The sequence below is a fragment of the Chryseobacterium paridis genome (assembly GCF_016595215.1).
GTDB classification, from domain to species: domain Bacteria; phylum Bacteroidota; class Bacteroidia; order Flavobacteriales; family Weeksellaceae; genus Chryseobacterium; species Chryseobacterium paridis.
The window spans coordinates 666760-682603 of record NZ_JAENHK010000001.1 but is presented as its reverse complement, the minus strand read 5'-3'; the positions used below and the strand labels follow the sequence as shown (position 1 = coordinate 682603).

At 34.7% G+C, this 15844-nt stretch carries 14 protein-coding genes; 8 read left to right on the top strand and 6 right to left on the bottom strand.

Features of this window, described 5'->3' with window-relative positions:
- Positions 1-3: 3 nt before the first annotated feature.
- Positions 4-2448, bottom strand: coding sequence for a bifunctional UDP-N-acetylmuramoyl-tripeptide:D-alanyl-D-alanine ligase/alanine racemase (locus tag JHL15_RS03155; protein WP_200242695.1), 2445 nt, complete (start codon positions 2446-2448; stop codon positions 4-6).
- A gap of 131 nt (positions 2449-2579) precedes the next feature.
- The gene (locus tag JHL15_RS03150; RefSeq protein WP_200242693.1) at positions 2580-3173 is read right to left on the bottom strand and encodes a thymidine kinase; all 594 of its coding nucleotides are present in this window, start codon (positions 3171-3173) and stop codon (positions 2580-2582) included.
- 61 nt (positions 3174-3234) lie between these two features.
- Here JHL15_RS03150 and JHL15_RS03145 point away from each other — a divergent pair, with 61 nt between their 5' ends.
- From JHL15_RS03145 to fabG, 4 genes are all read left to right on the top strand, one after another.
- On the top strand, positions 3235-4662 hold the full coding sequence (locus tag JHL15_RS03145; RefSeq protein ID WP_200242691.1) for a ring-infected erythrocyte surface antigen domain-containing protein: 1428 nt from the start codon (positions 3235-3237) through the stop codon (positions 4660-4662).
- An 8-nt stretch (positions 4663-4670) separates the two neighbouring features.
- Positions 4671-5345, top strand: coding sequence for a 16S rRNA (cytidine(1402)-2'-O)-methyltransferase (rsmI, locus tag JHL15_RS03140; RefSeq protein ID WP_200242689.1), 675 nt, complete (start codon positions 4671-4673; stop codon positions 5343-5345).
- Positions 5346-6815, top strand: coding sequence for a WG repeat-containing protein (locus JHL15_RS03135; protein ID WP_200242687.1), 1470 nt, complete (start codon positions 5346-5348; stop codon positions 6813-6815).
- Positions 6816-6987: 172 nt separating this feature from the next.
- Positions 6988-7731 carry a 3-oxoacyl-[acyl-carrier-protein] reductase gene (gene fabG / locus JHL15_RS03130; RefSeq protein WP_200242685.1) on the top strand — a complete coding sequence of 248 codons (744 nt, stop codon included), beginning with the start codon at positions 6988-6990 and terminating at the stop codon, positions 7729-7731.
- Between the two features lie 42 nt (positions 7732-7773).
- On the opposite strand, the gene JHL15_RS03125 is transcribed toward fabG, so the two are convergent.
- Positions 7774-8814: a GMP reductase gene (locus tag JHL15_RS03125; RefSeq protein ID WP_200242683.1), complete on the bottom strand. Its 1041-nt coding sequence runs from the start codon at positions 8812-8814 to the stop codon at positions 7774-7776.
- 59 nt (positions 8815-8873) lie between these two features.
- On the opposite strand from JHL15_RS03125, the gene JHL15_RS03120 reads away from it, so the two are divergent.
- From JHL15_RS03120 to JHL15_RS03110, 3 genes are read left to right on the top strand one after another with little or no spacing between them, the layout of a single operon-like run.
- Positions 8874-9620 carry a prolipoprotein diacylglyceryl transferase gene (locus JHL15_RS03120; RefSeq protein ID WP_200242680.1) on the top strand — a complete coding sequence of 249 codons (747 nt, stop codon included), beginning with the start codon at positions 8874-8876 and terminating at the stop codon, positions 9618-9620.
- A 12-nt stretch (positions 9621-9632) separates the two neighbouring features.
- Positions 9633-9869, top strand: coding sequence for a hypothetical protein (locus JHL15_RS03115; RefSeq protein WP_200242677.1), 237 nt, complete (start codon positions 9633-9635; stop codon positions 9867-9869).
- 9 nt (positions 9870-9878) lie between these two features.
- On the top strand, positions 9879-11282 hold the full coding sequence (locus JHL15_RS03110) for a radical SAM protein (protein ID WP_200242675.1): 1404 nt from the start codon (positions 9879-9881) through the stop codon (positions 11280-11282).
- A 68-nt stretch (positions 11283-11350) separates the two neighbouring features.
- On the opposite strand, the gene JHL15_RS03105 is transcribed toward JHL15_RS03110, so the two are convergent.
- Both JHL15_RS03105 and surE read right to left on the bottom strand, forming a co-directional pair.
- Positions 11351-12013 carry a GNAT family N-acetyltransferase gene (locus JHL15_RS03105; RefSeq protein WP_200242672.1) on the bottom strand — a complete coding sequence of 221 codons (663 nt, stop codon included), beginning with the start codon at positions 12011-12013 and terminating at the stop codon, positions 11351-11353.
- Positions 12014-12015: 2 nt separating this feature from the next.
- A complete protein-coding gene (gene surE / locus JHL15_RS03100) occupies positions 12016-12783 on the bottom strand; it encodes a 5'/3'-nucleotidase SurE (RefSeq protein WP_200242669.1) in 768 nt (255 codons plus the stop codon).
- A 145-nt stretch (positions 12784-12928) separates the two neighbouring features.
- Between surE and JHL15_RS03095 the strand changes: the two genes are divergently transcribed.
- Positions 12929-15058 carry a carboxy terminal-processing peptidase gene (locus tag JHL15_RS03095; protein WP_200242667.1) on the top strand — a complete coding sequence of 710 codons (2130 nt, stop codon included), beginning with the start codon at positions 12929-12931 and terminating at the stop codon, positions 15056-15058.
- Positions 15059-15194: 136 nt separating this feature from the next.
- On the opposite strand, the gene JHL15_RS03090 is transcribed toward JHL15_RS03095, so the two are convergent.
- Positions 15195-15698 carry a superoxide dismutase family protein gene (locus tag JHL15_RS03090; protein ID WP_200242664.1) on the bottom strand — a complete coding sequence of 168 codons (504 nt, stop codon included), beginning with the start codon at positions 15696-15698 and terminating at the stop codon, positions 15195-15197.
- Positions 15699-15844 lie beyond the last annotated feature (146 nt).

The window sequence follows — 15844 nt, the reverse complement described above, 5'->3', positions numbered from 1 at the left end:
GGGTTAATCTTTTATATAAATCCTTTTCACCCGGGGCGAAATGGAGGTTAATACTTCATAGGTTATCGTTTTGCAGTAGTCTGCAAACTCTTTTAAACTTGGTTTGGAATTAAAAACAGTTACTGTATCGCCTTCCTGTACATTGGGAATGTGATCCACGTTGATCATCATCATATCCATACAAATACTTCCAACAATTGGGGCCAGAGTCTTATGTATTCCCACATTTCCGATTTCATTCCCTATTAATCTTGGAATTCCGTCTGCATAACCGACAGGAATTGTGGCAATTTTTGTTACGTGATCTGTCTTATATCGTCTGCTGTATCCTACTGATTCTCCATTTTCCACGATTGAGATCTGAGAAATTACTGTTTTAAAGCTTACAGTAGACTGCAGCTGTTTTTGTATTTCACTATTTGGTGATTCTCCTAACATTCCAATACCGATTCTCACCATGTCATACTGATGATCTGTATAACCTGTAATTCCGGAAGAGTTAAGAATATGTCTGATAGGTTGATAGCCTAATTTTTCAATAAGATAATTAGAATTTTCCTCAAAAGTTTTAAACTGATTTAAAGTAAATTCTCTCTCTTCAGGGATATCAGAAGAGGATAGGTGAGTTAGGATACTCTGAACTTTTAAGTTTCTGTTTTTTAAAGTTTCACTTAACTCATCTAATTCAAATCCTTTAAAACCAAGTCTATGCATTCCTGTTTCCAATTTGATATGGATCGGAAATTTTTGATCATAACCGGATCTCTGAACTGCTTCATCGAATAATTCTAGTACCCGGAAACTATAGATTTCCGGTTCCAGATTATACTGTATAATGGCGTCGTAGCTGTGCTGTGCCGCATTCATTACAACAATTGGTGTTGTAATTCCTTTTTTACGAAGCTCTACTCCCTCATCTGTATAAGCCACACCCAGATAATCAATATGATGATGTTGCAGGAATTCTGAGATTTCATAACTCCCTAATCCGTAAGCATTTGCTTTTACCATAGCCATTACTTTTGTCTCTGGCTTCAGTAAAGATTTATGATAATTGATATTATGCAGAATAGCATTGAGATTGATCTCCAAAACAGTATCATGCTTTCTGAGCTCAAGAATATCCTTAAGTCTTTCAATCTCAAATTTTCTTGCTCCTTTCAAAAGGATGATTTGATTTTCAATATCTGTAAGATATTTACTTTCAATTAATTCCTGAGTATTGATGAAAGTAAAGGTTTTTGATTTAAACAGGTTACTGAATGCATTGATTTCATTTCCAACCAGGAACACAGTGTCAAAATTCTGCTCATTCACCAGATCAGAAACTTCCTCATACAATTCTTTAGAATTTGAATTGACTCCCACTATATCGGTTAAGACAAGTGATTTTTTAGGCTTATTATATTCATTTAGAAATTGTAGTGCCGTTTTCAAAGAGTCAAGATCCAGATTAAAGGAATCATTGATGATAATATTGTTTTTATTTCCTTCAATGGCTTCCAGTCTCATTTCCACAGTCTTTAAAGCATTGATTTTTTCAACGATCTTTTGATTATTGATATTCAATTCTTTTAAGACTGTGATAAGGGCTAGGGCATTGGTTAAAGTAGCTTCATCCCTTTGATGAACCGGAAAGCTTATTTCTTCATTGAAATACTGTACAATGATATTTTCATTAGAGGTATTCTTTTTTATAAATACTTGATTTTCATTTTTAAATCCGTAACGAATTAATTTCTTATCTGAGTATAATTCTTTGATTTTATGATCAACAAGGGAATTGTCTCCATTGTAAATAATAACTTGAGAATCTTTGAATAATTTGATTTTTTCATCAATAAGCATTTCTTCAGATTCGAAATTGGCGGCATGCGCAGTTCCTATATGAGTAAGAAGGCCTATCTCAGGACTGAATATATTTTCCAGCTTATCCATTTCATTAGGCTTCGAAATACCTACCTCAAAAATTCCCAGCTCATAAGAATCATTGATTTGCAGTAATGAAAGAGGAAGCCCAATCTGAGAATTAAAACTTTTCGGACTTTTTACCGTTGCAAATTCATTCCACAGACACTGATATAACCATTCTTTTAAAATAGTTTTCCCGTTGCTTCCCGTAATTCCTATGGACTTTAGATTAGAATGTTCGAAATGATATTTAGCCAGTTTTTGAAGAAAGTCTACAGAACTTTCTACGATGATCCAGGTTATATTTTCAAATTGTGGATACTGATGCTCGGAAATAATTACATTTATTCCCCTATCAATGGCGGATTCTATAAATTTTTCACCAGAGTTTTTTTTGGTATTGATTGCTATAAAAGCAGTATTTTTTATCGAATAGATGATCCTGCTGTCAAAAGCTATATTTTTAATGATAAGCTGAGCATCACCAACAACTTGTGCATTGGTGATATCTGCAATTTCCTGTATCGTGTAGTTCATTGGTGCCTTTCTACTATGTTTTTTAGGCGAAATTGCTGAATTGCGAAACAGCAAAAAGATTTGATTGGTTAACTTTAAAACCGTTAAGCAATTCGGCCATTTTGCAATTCAGCGATTTTGCCTTTATAAATTTATCTATTTTTCTTCTTTAAAAGTACTTCGTCTATAAAAACCCTGCGGCTTACGGCTTCATAACTTTCGGTTTCTCCCAGTTCCACTAAATTATCTCCCTGGGAAGTTCTCATGGAATAATTGGCAAGATTACCTGTTCTTTTGCAGATAGCATGCACTTTGGTCACATATTCAGCAGTTGCCATAAGGTTAGGCATTGGTCCAAACGGACGTCCTAAGAAGTCCATATCCAATCCGGCAATAACCACCCGTATACCGCTATTTGCCAATTCATTGGCTATATCAACAATACTATCATCAAAAAACTGAGCTTCATCTATTCCTACCACATCACAATTTGAGCCCAACAATAAAATTTCGTTGGGATTTTCTACTGCGGTACTTCGTATTTTGGTTTGATTATGCGAAACCACATCATCTTCAGAATATCTTGTATCAGTTTTTGGTTTAAAAATTTCCACATTTTGCCCTGCCATTTCTGCTCTTCTCAGCCTCCTGATCAACTCTTCGGTTTTTCCGGAAAACATTGAGCCACAAATAACTTCCATCCAACCGCTTTGTTTGGAGTGATTAATTGTATTTTCTAAAAACATTTGTTAAATTAGCCGTAATATTTTAACATCAAAAGTAAGCAATTTTTAACAAGAATCTTATATGCAGAATATCCAAGATTTAAAGGAAAAAATTTTTTTCGAATCCAAGAATATCATTGATATTTTGGAAAAAATAAACAATGTGGATGAATTACTTTCCAAGCAAGATCTTGTAGATGAGCTTGCTAATAGGATTTCTTTTTTGAGAATGCTGGAAAAGAATATTGAATATTTTATCCCTTCTAATTCATCACAAAATACAGATAACCAAACGAATATAGGTTTGGTAAATGATGAGTTTGAAACTCAGGATTCAAGTCATGAAGTAACAGAAGAAGAAGCCATTTTCAACAATGAACTGAACGAGATTGATGAAAATGAAAATCTGGAATATGAAGAGGAATTATCTGATGAAAATGGCACGGAACAGGAAGAAATTTTCAATAATCAACTCTCTGAAATCGTTGAAAACGAATACCATGAGAATATTGTCAATTTTGCAGTAGAAGATGATTTAAAACAAAATTATCAGACAGAAGATGTTGACAATAAGGCAGATGATCTGTATGATGATGAGATTGAAGAAGAAGTAATTTTTACAAATCAGCTGAATGAGATCAATGAATTTGAAAACCAGCCTTCTGATTATCAGGAATCCAGTATGAATTCTTTTGATGAAGAAGAAAATATTCAGAATAGCATTGAGGATGAGACAAAAACTGACGAAGCAATAGCCTTTTCGAGTGATGTTAAAGATTTTCCTGAGGCTAATGAAAAGATTCCAAGCATCTTCGACAGTGAAGTTTTAGAAGATGATGAAATACTTATCGAAGAAAATGAATCACAGTTTATTTCCTCCAATGTATCCATCGAACAAGGCGAAATGGTAATGGAAACCTCTAACGTCGAAAATGTTCTGAATGAAATAAAAAATGAAGCCCAGGTAGAAGAAAGGCAGGAAGAGCAGATTGTTGCAGAAGAAAACAACAAGAGAAAAATTGTTGATATAGATAATGGACATCATAAATTTGAACAGGAAAGACATCCTTCAGATGAGAGTTTTGAAAACCTGGATGCTTATAATCAAGACAAAAAAATAAAACTGGCGAATATTAAAGGATTGAAATCGATTCAGTCATTATTTGACGATGATCCTTTAGAAAGAGAAATTCCTCAGGAGAAAGCTGAACCGGTTGTAAAAGAGGATAATGGAAGCTTGTTAAAATCCAACATTCCTACCAATTTTATGGAAGCTGAAAAGTCTAAACCTGAGTTCAGATTAGATCTGAATGACAGAATAGCATTTTCAAAAATGCTTTTTGACGGAAGCCAGTCCGAACTGAACGAAGTGATCTCTGAACTGAACAGCTTTAGAACGCTGGAAGAAGCAAAGGAATACCTGAGCGACTTATATTACTCCAGAAACTGGAGAAAAGTAGATGAATATGCCCAAAGATTATGGGTATTGGTGGAAAACAAATTTTTATAATTTTAATTTTGAGCGGAATCCTATATTTTGTTCCTACACCCGTAGGAAATTTAGAAGATATGACTTTCAGAGCGGTGAATGTCCTGAAAGAAGTAGATTATATTTTATGTGAAGATACAAGAACTTCCGGAGTTCTATTAAAGCATTTTGAGATCTCTAAACCTTTAAGATCTTATCATTTACATAATGAACATCAGGCAACAGAAAAAGTGATTTCTGACCTGGAAAGCGGCCAAAATATTGCTATCATTACCGACGCAGGAACACCTGGAATTTCGGATCCCGGTTATTTGCTGGCGAAAGCGGGCTCAGATCGTAATATTGAAATGATTTGCCTGCCTGGAGCAACAGCTTTTGTTCCAGCCCTTGTGGTGTCCGGACTTCCAAATAATGAGTTTCTGTTTGCTGGGTTTCTTCCTCAAAAAAAGGGAAGGCAGACAAAGCTAAAGCAGTTGGCAGAAGAGAAAAAAACAATCGTATTATATGAGAGTCCTCATAAAATAAACACAACACTAGAACAGATTAAAGAGTTTTTCGGGGAACATGCGAAAGTGAGTTTGAGCCGTGAGATTTCTAAAAAATTTGAAGAGACTAAAAGAGGAACGATCAACGAATTAATCGAATTTTCTAAAAGTAAAACTTTAAAAGGAGAAATTGTTCTTATTGTGAATAATTCTATTTAATTGAAAAAGCTATTTTTTATACTACTTTCATCAGTTTGTATAGCACAGCAAACTGATCAATATAAACAGATCTTATTATCAAAACAATTGGGTAAAGAAGTACGTTTTTACTCTAATGGATATGGAATAATTTCTGAAGCAGGAAAATCCACTATAGTAGACTCTTTGGGAGTGGTTACTGCTACTTTTCCGTACAAAAGTGAAATATCCCGGTTGGCTAAGGACCGATTTATCTTGAAAGCCAAAGAAGGAACCAATAATGGGAAAATAGCTTTAATTGATAGCAAAGGCAATCAATTGATCCCTTTGGATAAATTCAAGTTCAGGACCTGGGAAAATAAAAGCAGGCTCATCTATTCCAAAAATGGGAAGGACTCTTTTTATGACTTTAATGGAAAAGAGATCATTCCTTCCAGTGATCAAATTGAATTCGGAAACGAGAGCAGACTTTTTGTAAAAAAAGGGAAAGACTGGAAGCTTTATGATTTCGATGGGCAATTGGTATCTGATAGAGAATTCGATGATAATTTGCGCTTCTATAAGGGCAGGGTATATATTTATACAGGTGTCAAAGAAGGAGAAGTTATTGATTATAACGGAAGAACAATAAGTTCCATTTCTAATCATTACATTGATGGAATTGTTTCCTATCCTTTTCTTGTGACAAAAAATATAGCTAAGGATAAATATGGAATTGTAGATTCAAATGAAAATACATTGGCAGAAGAGATTTATGATCAGGCTTTTGTTGGCACGGAATATATTTATCTGAAAAAAGAGAATACAGTAAGTATCTTTTCTAAGAAGGATAAAAAAGTATATCCCACGGAATTTGGATATGTAAATCACCTGTTTGGTGGCTTATTCAGAACTGTCCCGGACACTAAGAATCCAAAAGTAGCCATAATCAGAACTAGTGGAGAAATTGTATTACCACAGGAATATGATGATGTAGATGCTCTTAAAATTTCGGGTGAAAATTTTGTTTATCTAAGAAAGAATGGAGAGGAAACACTCCTGGATAAAAATTTAAAAAACGTTTTAGATGAGGGGTATGATATCGAAAGGATATTCTCTAATTATCTGATTCTTAAGAAAGAAAATGTTTTTTATAGATTCTCACCAAAGGATAGAGAGTATAAAGAATTGTCAAATATTGTTTCCATAAAACCTTTTGTACTATTACCAGGAATCATTTATAAAGGTAAAGAGAATAAGTACGGAATGATTGATGAGAAAGGGGATGAAATAATTCCATCCGTATATGATGATATCATTACATTTCTTTCAGCAAATGAAGTCGTTGTAAAAAAAGGGAATAAATTCGGAGTAACCAATAACAGGAATGAACCCCTTAAAGAAGTAATATATGATAGTTATTCTTCGGATAGAAAAGGATTGAAGCTCATGAAAGGTAAAAGTTCTGAATATTTATACTTTACTCATTCAGAGGATAAAACAGGATGGTAATCATTGGGATAGAATAAAAAAAACTAAAATACCAAAGTAATTTATGATTAGTAAGGTGTTACATAACAAATTATAATATCTTTGCGGCTGTTTATTTTGTCAAAAATAAATATGCTAAATTAGCAACTAATCAATACGTTAGTAGATAGAAAGAAAAATAATTGTCATAGATATGAAACTATTAGAAGGAAAAGTAGCACTTATTACCGGAGCTACAAGAGGAATCGGAAAGGGAATTGCTGAAGTTTTTGCTCAACAAGGGGCAAAAGTAGCATTTACTTATGCTGGTTCTGTAGATAAAGCAAAAGAATTAGAAGCAACTTTAAGTTCTGTAACTCAAATAAAAGGGTACCAATCTGACGCATCTGATTATGATGCAGCTCAACAATTGGTAGATGATGTAATGGCTGAGTTTGGTACCATCGATATATTGGTAAACAATGCTGGTATTACAAGAGATAACCTTTTATTGAGAATGTCTAAAGAGGATTGGGATACTATTATCAGAGTAAATCTTGATTCTGTATTCAACCTTACAAAGGCAGTTATTAAGCCTATGATGAAGGCCAGATCAGGTTCTATTATCAATATGACTTCCGTAGTTGGAGTAAAAGGAAATGGAGGGCAATCTAATTATGCAGCTTCTAAAGCAGGTGTTATTGGATTTACAAAGTCTATTGCTCTTGAATTAGGATCAAGAAATATCCGTTGTAATGCAATTGCACCAGGATTTATTGAAACTGAAATGACAGCTTCTTTAGATGAGAAAACACTTAAGGCGTGGAGAGATGGGATTCCAATGAAGAGAGGAGGACAGCCTGAAGATGTAGCAAATGCATGTGTATTTTTAGGAAGTGAATTGTCAACTTATATTACAGGACAAACATTACACGTTGATGGTGGAATGTTAACATAGAAATAAAAAAAGCCAGATCAACGATCTGGCTTTTTGTTTATCTTAATCTTTAAAAATCTGATTTTCCTGTTCCTGAACCCTTATAAATGTGGTTCTTTTAGATAGTTCTTTCAGTTTGGAAGCCCCAACGTAAGTACAGGTAGATCGAACCCCTCCCAAGATGTCTTTCACCGTCTCTGAAACTGGACCTTTATATCCCACTTTCACCGTTTTACCTTCAGAGGCTCTATATTCTGCAACACCACCGGAATGTTTATCCATTGCAGTTTTAGAACTCATTCCATAAAAAAGGCGGTATTTTTTTCCGTTTTCTTCAATCATTTCACCGCCACTTTCGTCATGTCCTGCAAACATTCCACCCAACATTACGAAATCGGCTCCGCCACCAAAAGCTTTGGCAACATCTCCAGGAACTTTACAGCCTCCATCTGCAATGATATGACCACCTAAACCATGAGCAGCATCAGAGCATTCGATAATAGCTGAAAGCTGGGGATATCCTACTCCAGTTTTTACCCGGGTGGTACATACTGAACCTGGACCAATACCTACTTTAATGATATCTGCACCCACCAAAAGGAGTTCTTCTACCATTTCTCCTGTCACCACATTACCTGCCATAATGATTTTATCCGGAAAATGAGCCCTTGCCTGCTTTACAAAGCTCACAAAATGCTCCGAATAACCGTTGGCTACATCAATGCATAGAAACTCTATTTTTGGGTGCTTTCCGATGATTTGTCTCAGCTTTTCTTCATCAGCTTTTCCTGTTCCTGTACTTAAAGCAATATATTGATGAATACTTTCCGGCTGATTTTGTAAAAACTGATCCCATTCTTCTACAGAATAGTGTTTGTGGACTGCTGTAATGATTTTATCTTTTGCAAGCTCAACAGCCATTTCAAATGTACCAACGGTATCCATATTGGCCGCGATAATAGGAGTGCCTTTCCATTTCTTTTTCGTGTGACGAAAGGTGAACTCTCTTTCCAGATCTACTTCTGAACGAGATTTTAAAGTTGATCTTTTAGGGCGGAACATTACGTCCTTAAACCCTAATTTTATGTCATATTCTATACGCATTGTGATTATTTAGAATATTAAAATTAGCAAATAATATTAAATATAGTAATTTTGAAAGTATGGATTTTCCCATTACTTTTCAAATATTTGGTAAAACAGTACTTGCGCATCCTCTTTTTGAAGCGTTGGGAATGTTTATGGGAATGCGCTATTACTTTTATTTAAAAAGAAAATCAACGGAAAAGCTTTCTTTCAATACTTCAGCAGCTGTTCTTATTGGTGCTACTGCCGGAGCTTTAATAGGTTCGAAATTGATAGGGAACCTCGAAAACCCCTATACTTTTTTTGAACATTTTGATTTTAAACATATCTGGTCCAATAATACAATTGTTGGCGGTCTTGCTTTCGGCCTCATAGGAGTTGAATTAGCAAAAAAAATAGTAGGACACAAAGAAAGTACCGGAGACATGATCGTATATCCTTTACTTCTGGCAATGATCATTGGGAGGGTCGGATGTTTCCTTACAGGAATCTATGAGGAAACTTATGGTTTACCAACCAATTCGATTTTTGGTATGTATCTGGGAGATCAATATCTCAGGCATCCTGTGGCTCTTTATGAGATTGTATTTTTAATCAGTCTCTGGGTTGTTTTGAAAATTAAACAATGGACGGAAGACTATCCATCAGGATATATTTTTCAGCTTTTTATGTTGAGCTATTTTACTTTTAGATTCTTTCTGGACTTTATAAAACCAAGAGTAGATGTTGTTGGAGATCTTGGAACCATTCAGCTTGTATGTGTTTGTGTAATTATTTATTACATTTTTAAAATTAAGAGAACAAAAAGCGTAAATTCACATTAAAATAGTAACTATATGAAACCGTTAACTCTTTTAGAAGTTGGTGATCTGGGTGGAGTGGTTATAATGTTTATTATCATAATGATATTGGGAGGATTATTTATCTCGTTTATTATTACATTGATAGTAAAGATTTCTTATGAGTGGAAAGGGGATAAAAAGTTTACCAAAAAACAATTTATTCAAAGTATGCTCATTTGCCTTTTGATATGTGGTTTAATCAGTGGATACATTTGTGGAGGTGGAATTTAAAAAACTATTATGCCAGTAAGAAACTATACTTATTACGATTATACGATCAGCCTTTGTCCGGAATGTCTGAAAAGGGTTGGTGCAAAGATAATTATCGAAGATGAGGCTGTTTTCATGACAAAAAGATGTCCTGATCATGGCTTTTTTAAAACAAAGATTGCATCTGATGTGCACTATTATAAAAACATCAGAAATTATAATAAAGCATCAGAAATGCCGCTGCATTTTGGAACAGATGTAGAATATGGATGTCCTTATGATTGTGGGCTCTGCGTGGATCATGAACAGCATAGTTGTTTATCTATTGTAGAGGTTACAGACCGTTGTAACCTGACATGCCCTACCTGCTACGCCATGTCATCTCCTCATTATGGAAGTCATAGAAGTTTAGAGGAAATAGAAGCCATGTTTGATGTGATTGTAAAAAATGAAGGACAGCCGGATGTTGTTCAGATCAGTGGAGGGGAACCTACCATTCATCCCGAATTTTTTAAAATCATGGATATTGCCAAGTCAAAACCAATCAAACATTTAATGTTAAATACAAACGGGGTAAGGATTGCCAACGACCCTGGCTTTGCTGAAAAGCTGGTAACTTATGCTCCTGAATTTGAAGTTTACCTTCAGTTTGATTCTTTTAAGCCAGAGGTTTTAATGGATTTCAGAGGAAAGGATCTTACAGATGTAAGAATGAAAGCTTTGGAAAAACTAAATGAGCTGAACCTTTCTACTACGTTGGTTATTGTTCTTCAACAAGGAAAGAATATTGATGAGATCGGGAAAATTATTGAATTTGCGTTAAAGCAAAAATGCGTGCGTGGAATTACATTTCAACCTGTAGAAATTGCAGGACGAAACAGAGAGGATTCTGCTCATGAAAAAATTACCTTAACAGAGGTGAGACAAGAAATACTCAATCAATTTCCGCTATTGAATTCAGATGATATCATTCCTGTTCCATGCAACCCGGATGCTTTGGCAATGGGCTATATTTTAAAACTTGAGGGTGAAATTATTCCTTTAACAAGATATATTAATCCTGCTGATTTACTGAATAATGAATCGCGAAATACCATCGTTTATGAACAGGATGCAGGTCTTCAAATGCAACTTTTGGATATATTCAGTACCGGGATTTCTGTAGATAAAGTAAAACCTAAAGTAAACCAGTTACTTTGCTGTTTACCTGAAGTTTCCGCTCCTAATTTGGATTATGATAATCTGTTTCGAATTATCATCATGAATTTTATGGATGCTCATGACTTTGATGTTCGTGCAGTAAAGAAATCGTGTGTGCATATCGTCAATAAGGATCTTAAATTAATTCCTTTTGAAACGATGAATCTATTTTACAGAGATGGGAAAAAAGAATATCTGGAAGAACTTAGAAGGGAAGATAAAGTCTTGTTTTAATCATATTCAAAAGGTTCTTTTGGATTAAAAATTTGCTCAATCAGCGAGAAATAAAAAAGGGTGAAAAACTATCGTTTAACACCCCATAAATTGATCGTTCCTCTGTGAAAGAAACCGAGTTTTTCATAGAGTTTCTTTGCTCCGGTATTAGTTTCCGCGACATGGAGGAAAGGAGTTTTATTATCTTCAAATATTTTATCAGAGACAAAAGCTACAAGTTGTTTTGCGTAGCCTCTTCCAAGATAATCTGTATCCGTAATAACAGCGCTTACTTCCGTCATATCATCCATCTGCATCCTTTCACCTGTTACAGCAACCAGTTTGTTGTCCTTAAAAATTCCAAAATAACGACCCAGTTCAGGAGTTCTGTTTTTAAAATAATAGGGATAAAACTTCTTAATAAAATCAAGGAGCTCCGTCTGGTTTTCTTCTTTCAAAAGAAGAATATCTTCGGTAATGTCCAATTCAATTTTATTTTCTAAAACGTATTGATGACAAACAAGTCGAGATAACTCTGTTTTAAAATTACCTACAGGTTTAGCTCCAAAAACAAGAAAATCATCACAGATTTTCGAGTATTCTGCAATGTCTTTTTCTTTTCCAATATCAGATGAGCCCCCAAAAGCAGCCACTTCAGGATTGTAAAATTTAGAATCGCCAAAGTTTAAGCAAAACTTTTCGTGGTATTCATTAAGTGAATGATAAACAGGATTATCTAACTTACTATACATGACTAGAAATTCATTACTTCCTCTAAAGTCTTCATGTACTCGTAAGCCGTTAGATCAAACTTTACAGGAACAATAGAGATATATCCATTAGCAAGAGCTGTTTCATCAGCATCCTCAGATTCGTCCATATTGTTGAAGTAACCTGTGAGCCAATAGTATTTTTTTCCATGTGGGTTTACACGCTCATCAAAACTTTCTTCCCATTTGGCGTTAGCTTGCTTGCAGACTTTGATTCCTTTTATTTCTCCCGCAGGAAGTTTAGGAATGTTTACATTCAGAACAATCCCTCTTGGCATTGGCTTTTCTAATGTTCTCTTTACAATATTTTGAATAAATTCTTTAGCTTGTGTAAAATCTGCTTCCCAACTGAAATCAAGGAGTGAAAATCCGATCGCTGGAATTCCTTCTACTCCTGCTTCCACAGCCGCAGACATTGTCCCTGAATAAATCACATTTATCGATGAATTAGCCCCATGATTGATTCCTGAAACTACGATATCAGGTCTTCTTTTCAAAATTTTGTCAAGGGCCATTTTTACGCAGTCTACAGGAGTTCCGCTACAAGAATAATCGGTTTGCGGGCCGTCAAGGCTTACCTCTTCATAGCTTAGAGTAGAATTAATGGTAATAGCATGTCCTTTTCCACTCTGTGGGGAGTCAGGTGCTACCACAATCACTTCTCCGATTTCGTTCATAAAACTGATAAGATTTCTGATACCAGGTGCTGTAATTCCATCATCATTAGTAACCAGAATAAGTGGTCTTTCCATAAAATATTTTAATTTTAACAAAAATAATCAAAACTATCCGATATTTGTAAATAAGGTATTAAATTTGATAGTTTGTAACAGTAATTTAAATATTACTACTAATTGAAATACTTTTAAAAAATTTAATAAAATACATTACCGGTTTATGTGGAAAAATTTTAAACTCAATAAATTTTTGCTTCTTATTCCATTGACAAGTCTAATGTTTTGTTTCAACTCACCTAAGAATGATGATGAAAAGATGCAGACGATAATGGTGAGCGTGAAAAATACACTTTCTTATTTACATTACAGCCCAAAGCCTATCAATGATGCCTATTCAAAGGATGTTTACAAACATTATTTTGAAATGGTAGATCCGGGAAAAAGATACTTCCTTCAATCGGATATGGATGAATTCAGCAAACATGAGACAAAGCTGGATGACTATCTGAACCTTGGGGACTTAACTTTCTATAAACTTACGATTGATAGATTGTACCAGAGAGTAGATGAAATTGATCAGATTACTCAGGACATCTTTAGTAAGCCTATTAGCTTAGATGAGGACGAAACTCTTACTCTTGAACCTAAACTGAAGAAAGTTCCGGGTAACAAGCAGGAGCAGTATAATGAATGGAGAAAATTCATAAAATATAATATTCTTCAGGAAATTGAGTCTATGAACAGCAAAGAGCAGGCTCAAAAGGAGAAAAAAGATTCGGTACAAAAATACAATCTGAAAGATACGATTAAGCTTCAGATCCTTACTCCGGATCAGAAAAAGGTAAAAGCAACCGGTGAAGTAAAAGATCTGGTAAAAGAAACTTTTACAAGGTTCAAGAAAAGAAAGAAAATGGATTGGTTCACTGTGTATATGAATGCATATACAGAAGTTTTTGATCCACATACAAATTATTATTCTCCAAAAGATAAAGAAGATTTCGACACACAATTTACCGGAAAGGTAATTGGGATCGGAGCTATCATTCAGGAGAAAAAAGGAAATCTTTATCTGGGTGCTTTAACGATTGGAGCTCCGGCATGGAAATCAAAACAGCTTTCTGAAGGTGATAAGATTCTAAAAGTAAAATCTAAACCAAAAGAGGATGCCGTAAATGTAGTAGGAATGCTTTCTGATGAAGCGGTAAGGTTGATCAGAGGGGAAAAAGGAACTCCTGTAACACTCACAGTTCAGAAAAAAGATGGTACCATTAAAGAAGTTACCATGATTCGTGAAGAAGTAGCTATTGAAGATACTTTTGCGAAAAGTGTAGTTGTAAACTCACCGAATGGTAAGAAATACGGGTTTATCAATTTACCAAGCTTTAATGCTGATTTTGAAGACTCTAAAGGAAGAAATGCTTCAGATGATATCAAGAATGAGATCATTAAACTAAAAGCTCAGAATATTGAAGGGATTGTTTTAGACCTAAGAAATAATGGAGGAGGTTCATTGACTGAGGTTGGTGATATTATGGGACTTTTCATGAATGCTGGACCTTATGTTCAGGTAAAAGATGGAAATGGAAAAATCCAGACTCTGAAGAATAAAAATGAAACTCCGATCTGGACGGGACCTTTAGTAATCATGCAAAATGAGCTTTCAGCTTCGGCTTCTGAAATTTTAGCAGGAGTAATGCAGGATTATGGAAGAGCAGTGATCGTAGGAGCACCACAATCTTTCGGAAAAGGGACAGTACAGACTTTTGTAGACCTGAACAGGTTCTTGAATACAGAAGATGATTTCGGGTCTTTAAAATTAACGATTCAAAAATTCTATAGAATTACAGGAGAGTCCAATCAGAGAAAAGGAATTGTTTCAGATATTCAGATGAAAGACTTCTTTACGTATGCTGAGATAGGAGAGCGATATGATGACTTTGCATTAGCCTGGGATAAGATTCCAAGTGCACAGTTTCAAAAACTCAATTATTTTGACGTAAAAGCATTGGAAAAAGCCAGCAATGACAGAATGACTAAAAATGCAAACTATCAGTTATTATTGGAATCTGCTCAGTGGAGAGAGAAACTAGACAAAGAAGAAACCATTACGCTTAATATTAATAAATTTAATGAAGTAATGAAGCAGAGAAAAGCTCAGATTGAGAAGTTCAAAGCGCTTACTAAATTTGTAAATGGACTTCAGTTTACGATGTATCCAAACGAAATTGAAAGAGAGAAAAAAGACGAAGCATTCAAGAAGAAATCTGAAATGTGGATCAAAAATCTTAAAAAAGATGTCTACCTTCAGGAAGCAATGAACATTATTGCAGACATGAGCGTAAAATCATAAATAAAAAACCAGCCTTTAAGGCTGGTTTTTTATTAGAAGAGATATAAAATAAGGGCGGAAACCTTAGGTTTCCGCTCTTATTTTTTTGATCATAGAATATATGATCAATCACTTTTGGGTATTCTGATTTTGGAAATTATTTAATTTCCACACATCCTACGCGACCACCAGCATTTCCTGTCGGTTGAGTATGGAAATCATCTGCAGCAGCATGTACAATAAGCCCTTTTCCAATGATATTCTTAGATTCATCAGCACATCCTATACACCATTTATTGGTTTTGAATGTTAAAGTAGCTGTTCCAGTCTGATCAGCAACCAGGTTACCTATATCTCCCATATGGAAATGTTCAGCGCCCCATTTTCCGTGGTCATCTTTTGCCGGATTCCAGTGTCCTCCCGTAGAAGTTCCATCAGCTGCAGAACAATCTCCTTTTTCGTGGATATGTACCGCATGGATTCCCGGGGTTAAATTCGTTACATCAAGCTTCATAATAACTTCATCTCCTTTTTGAGTGAATTTAGCAGTTCCTCCGGTGTTTGTTCCGCTTTTAGCGTTTACCATATACGTATTTGTTGTTCCACAAGAAACAGCAAATAGGGCAATCCCTGTTAATAATACTAATTTTTGTAGCTTCATTTTGAAATGATTTTAAGTGATTTTTTATGATTAACTAAATTAGACATAATTTCTCAAACCACTTTATGATTCCAGTCTGTTTTAGAAGATTCCGCAATAAAAGACAAATCCGCTCTATTTAATCTTTCTATTTTTGTAGCTAAAAA

Bases quoted from the DNA above. Each gene is read 5' to 3' on its own strand.
- JHL15_RS03155 (WP_200242695.1), bottom strand. From the start codon at position 2,448: ATGAACTACACGATACAGGAAATTGCAGATATCACCAATGCACAAGTT.
- JHL15_RS03150 (WP_200242693.1), bottom strand. From the start codon at position 3,173: ATGTTTTTAGAAAATACAATTAATCACTCCAAACAAAGCGGTTGGATG.
- JHL15_RS03145 (WP_200242691.1), top strand. From the start codon at position 3,235: ATGCAGAATATCCAAGATTTAAAGGAAAAAATTTTTTTCGAATCCAAG.
- fabG (WP_200242685.1), top strand. From the start codon at position 6,988: ATGAAACTATTAGAAGGAAAAGTAGCACTTATTACCGGAGCTACAAGA.
- JHL15_RS03125 (WP_200242683.1), bottom strand. From the start codon at position 8,814: ATGCGTATAGAATATGACATAAAATTAGGGTTTAAGGACGTAATGTTC.
- JHL15_RS03120 (WP_200242680.1), top strand. From the start codon at position 8,874: ATGGATTTTCCCATTACTTTTCAAATATTTGGTAAAACAGTACTTGCG.
- JHL15_RS03115 (WP_200242677.1), top strand. From the start codon at position 9,633: ATGAAACCGTTAACTCTTTTAGAAGTTGGTGATCTGGGTGGAGTGGTT.
- JHL15_RS03110 (WP_200242675.1), top strand. From the start codon at position 9,879: ATGCCAGTAAGAAACTATACTTATTACGATTATACGATCAGCCTTTGT.
- JHL15_RS03105 (WP_200242672.1), bottom strand. From the start codon at position 12,013: ATGTATAGTAAGTTAGATAATCCTGTTTATCATTCACTTAATGAATAC.
- surE (WP_200242669.1), bottom strand. From the start codon at position 12,783: ATGGAAAGACCACTTATTCTGGTTACTAATGATGATGGAATTACAGCA.
- JHL15_RS03095 (WP_200242667.1), top strand. From the start codon at position 12,929: ATGTGGAAAAATTTTAAACTCAATAAATTTTTGCTTCTTATTCCATTG.
- JHL15_RS03090 (WP_200242664.1), bottom strand. From the start codon at position 15,698: ATGAAGCTACAAAAATTAGTATTATTAACAGGGATTGCCCTATTTGCT.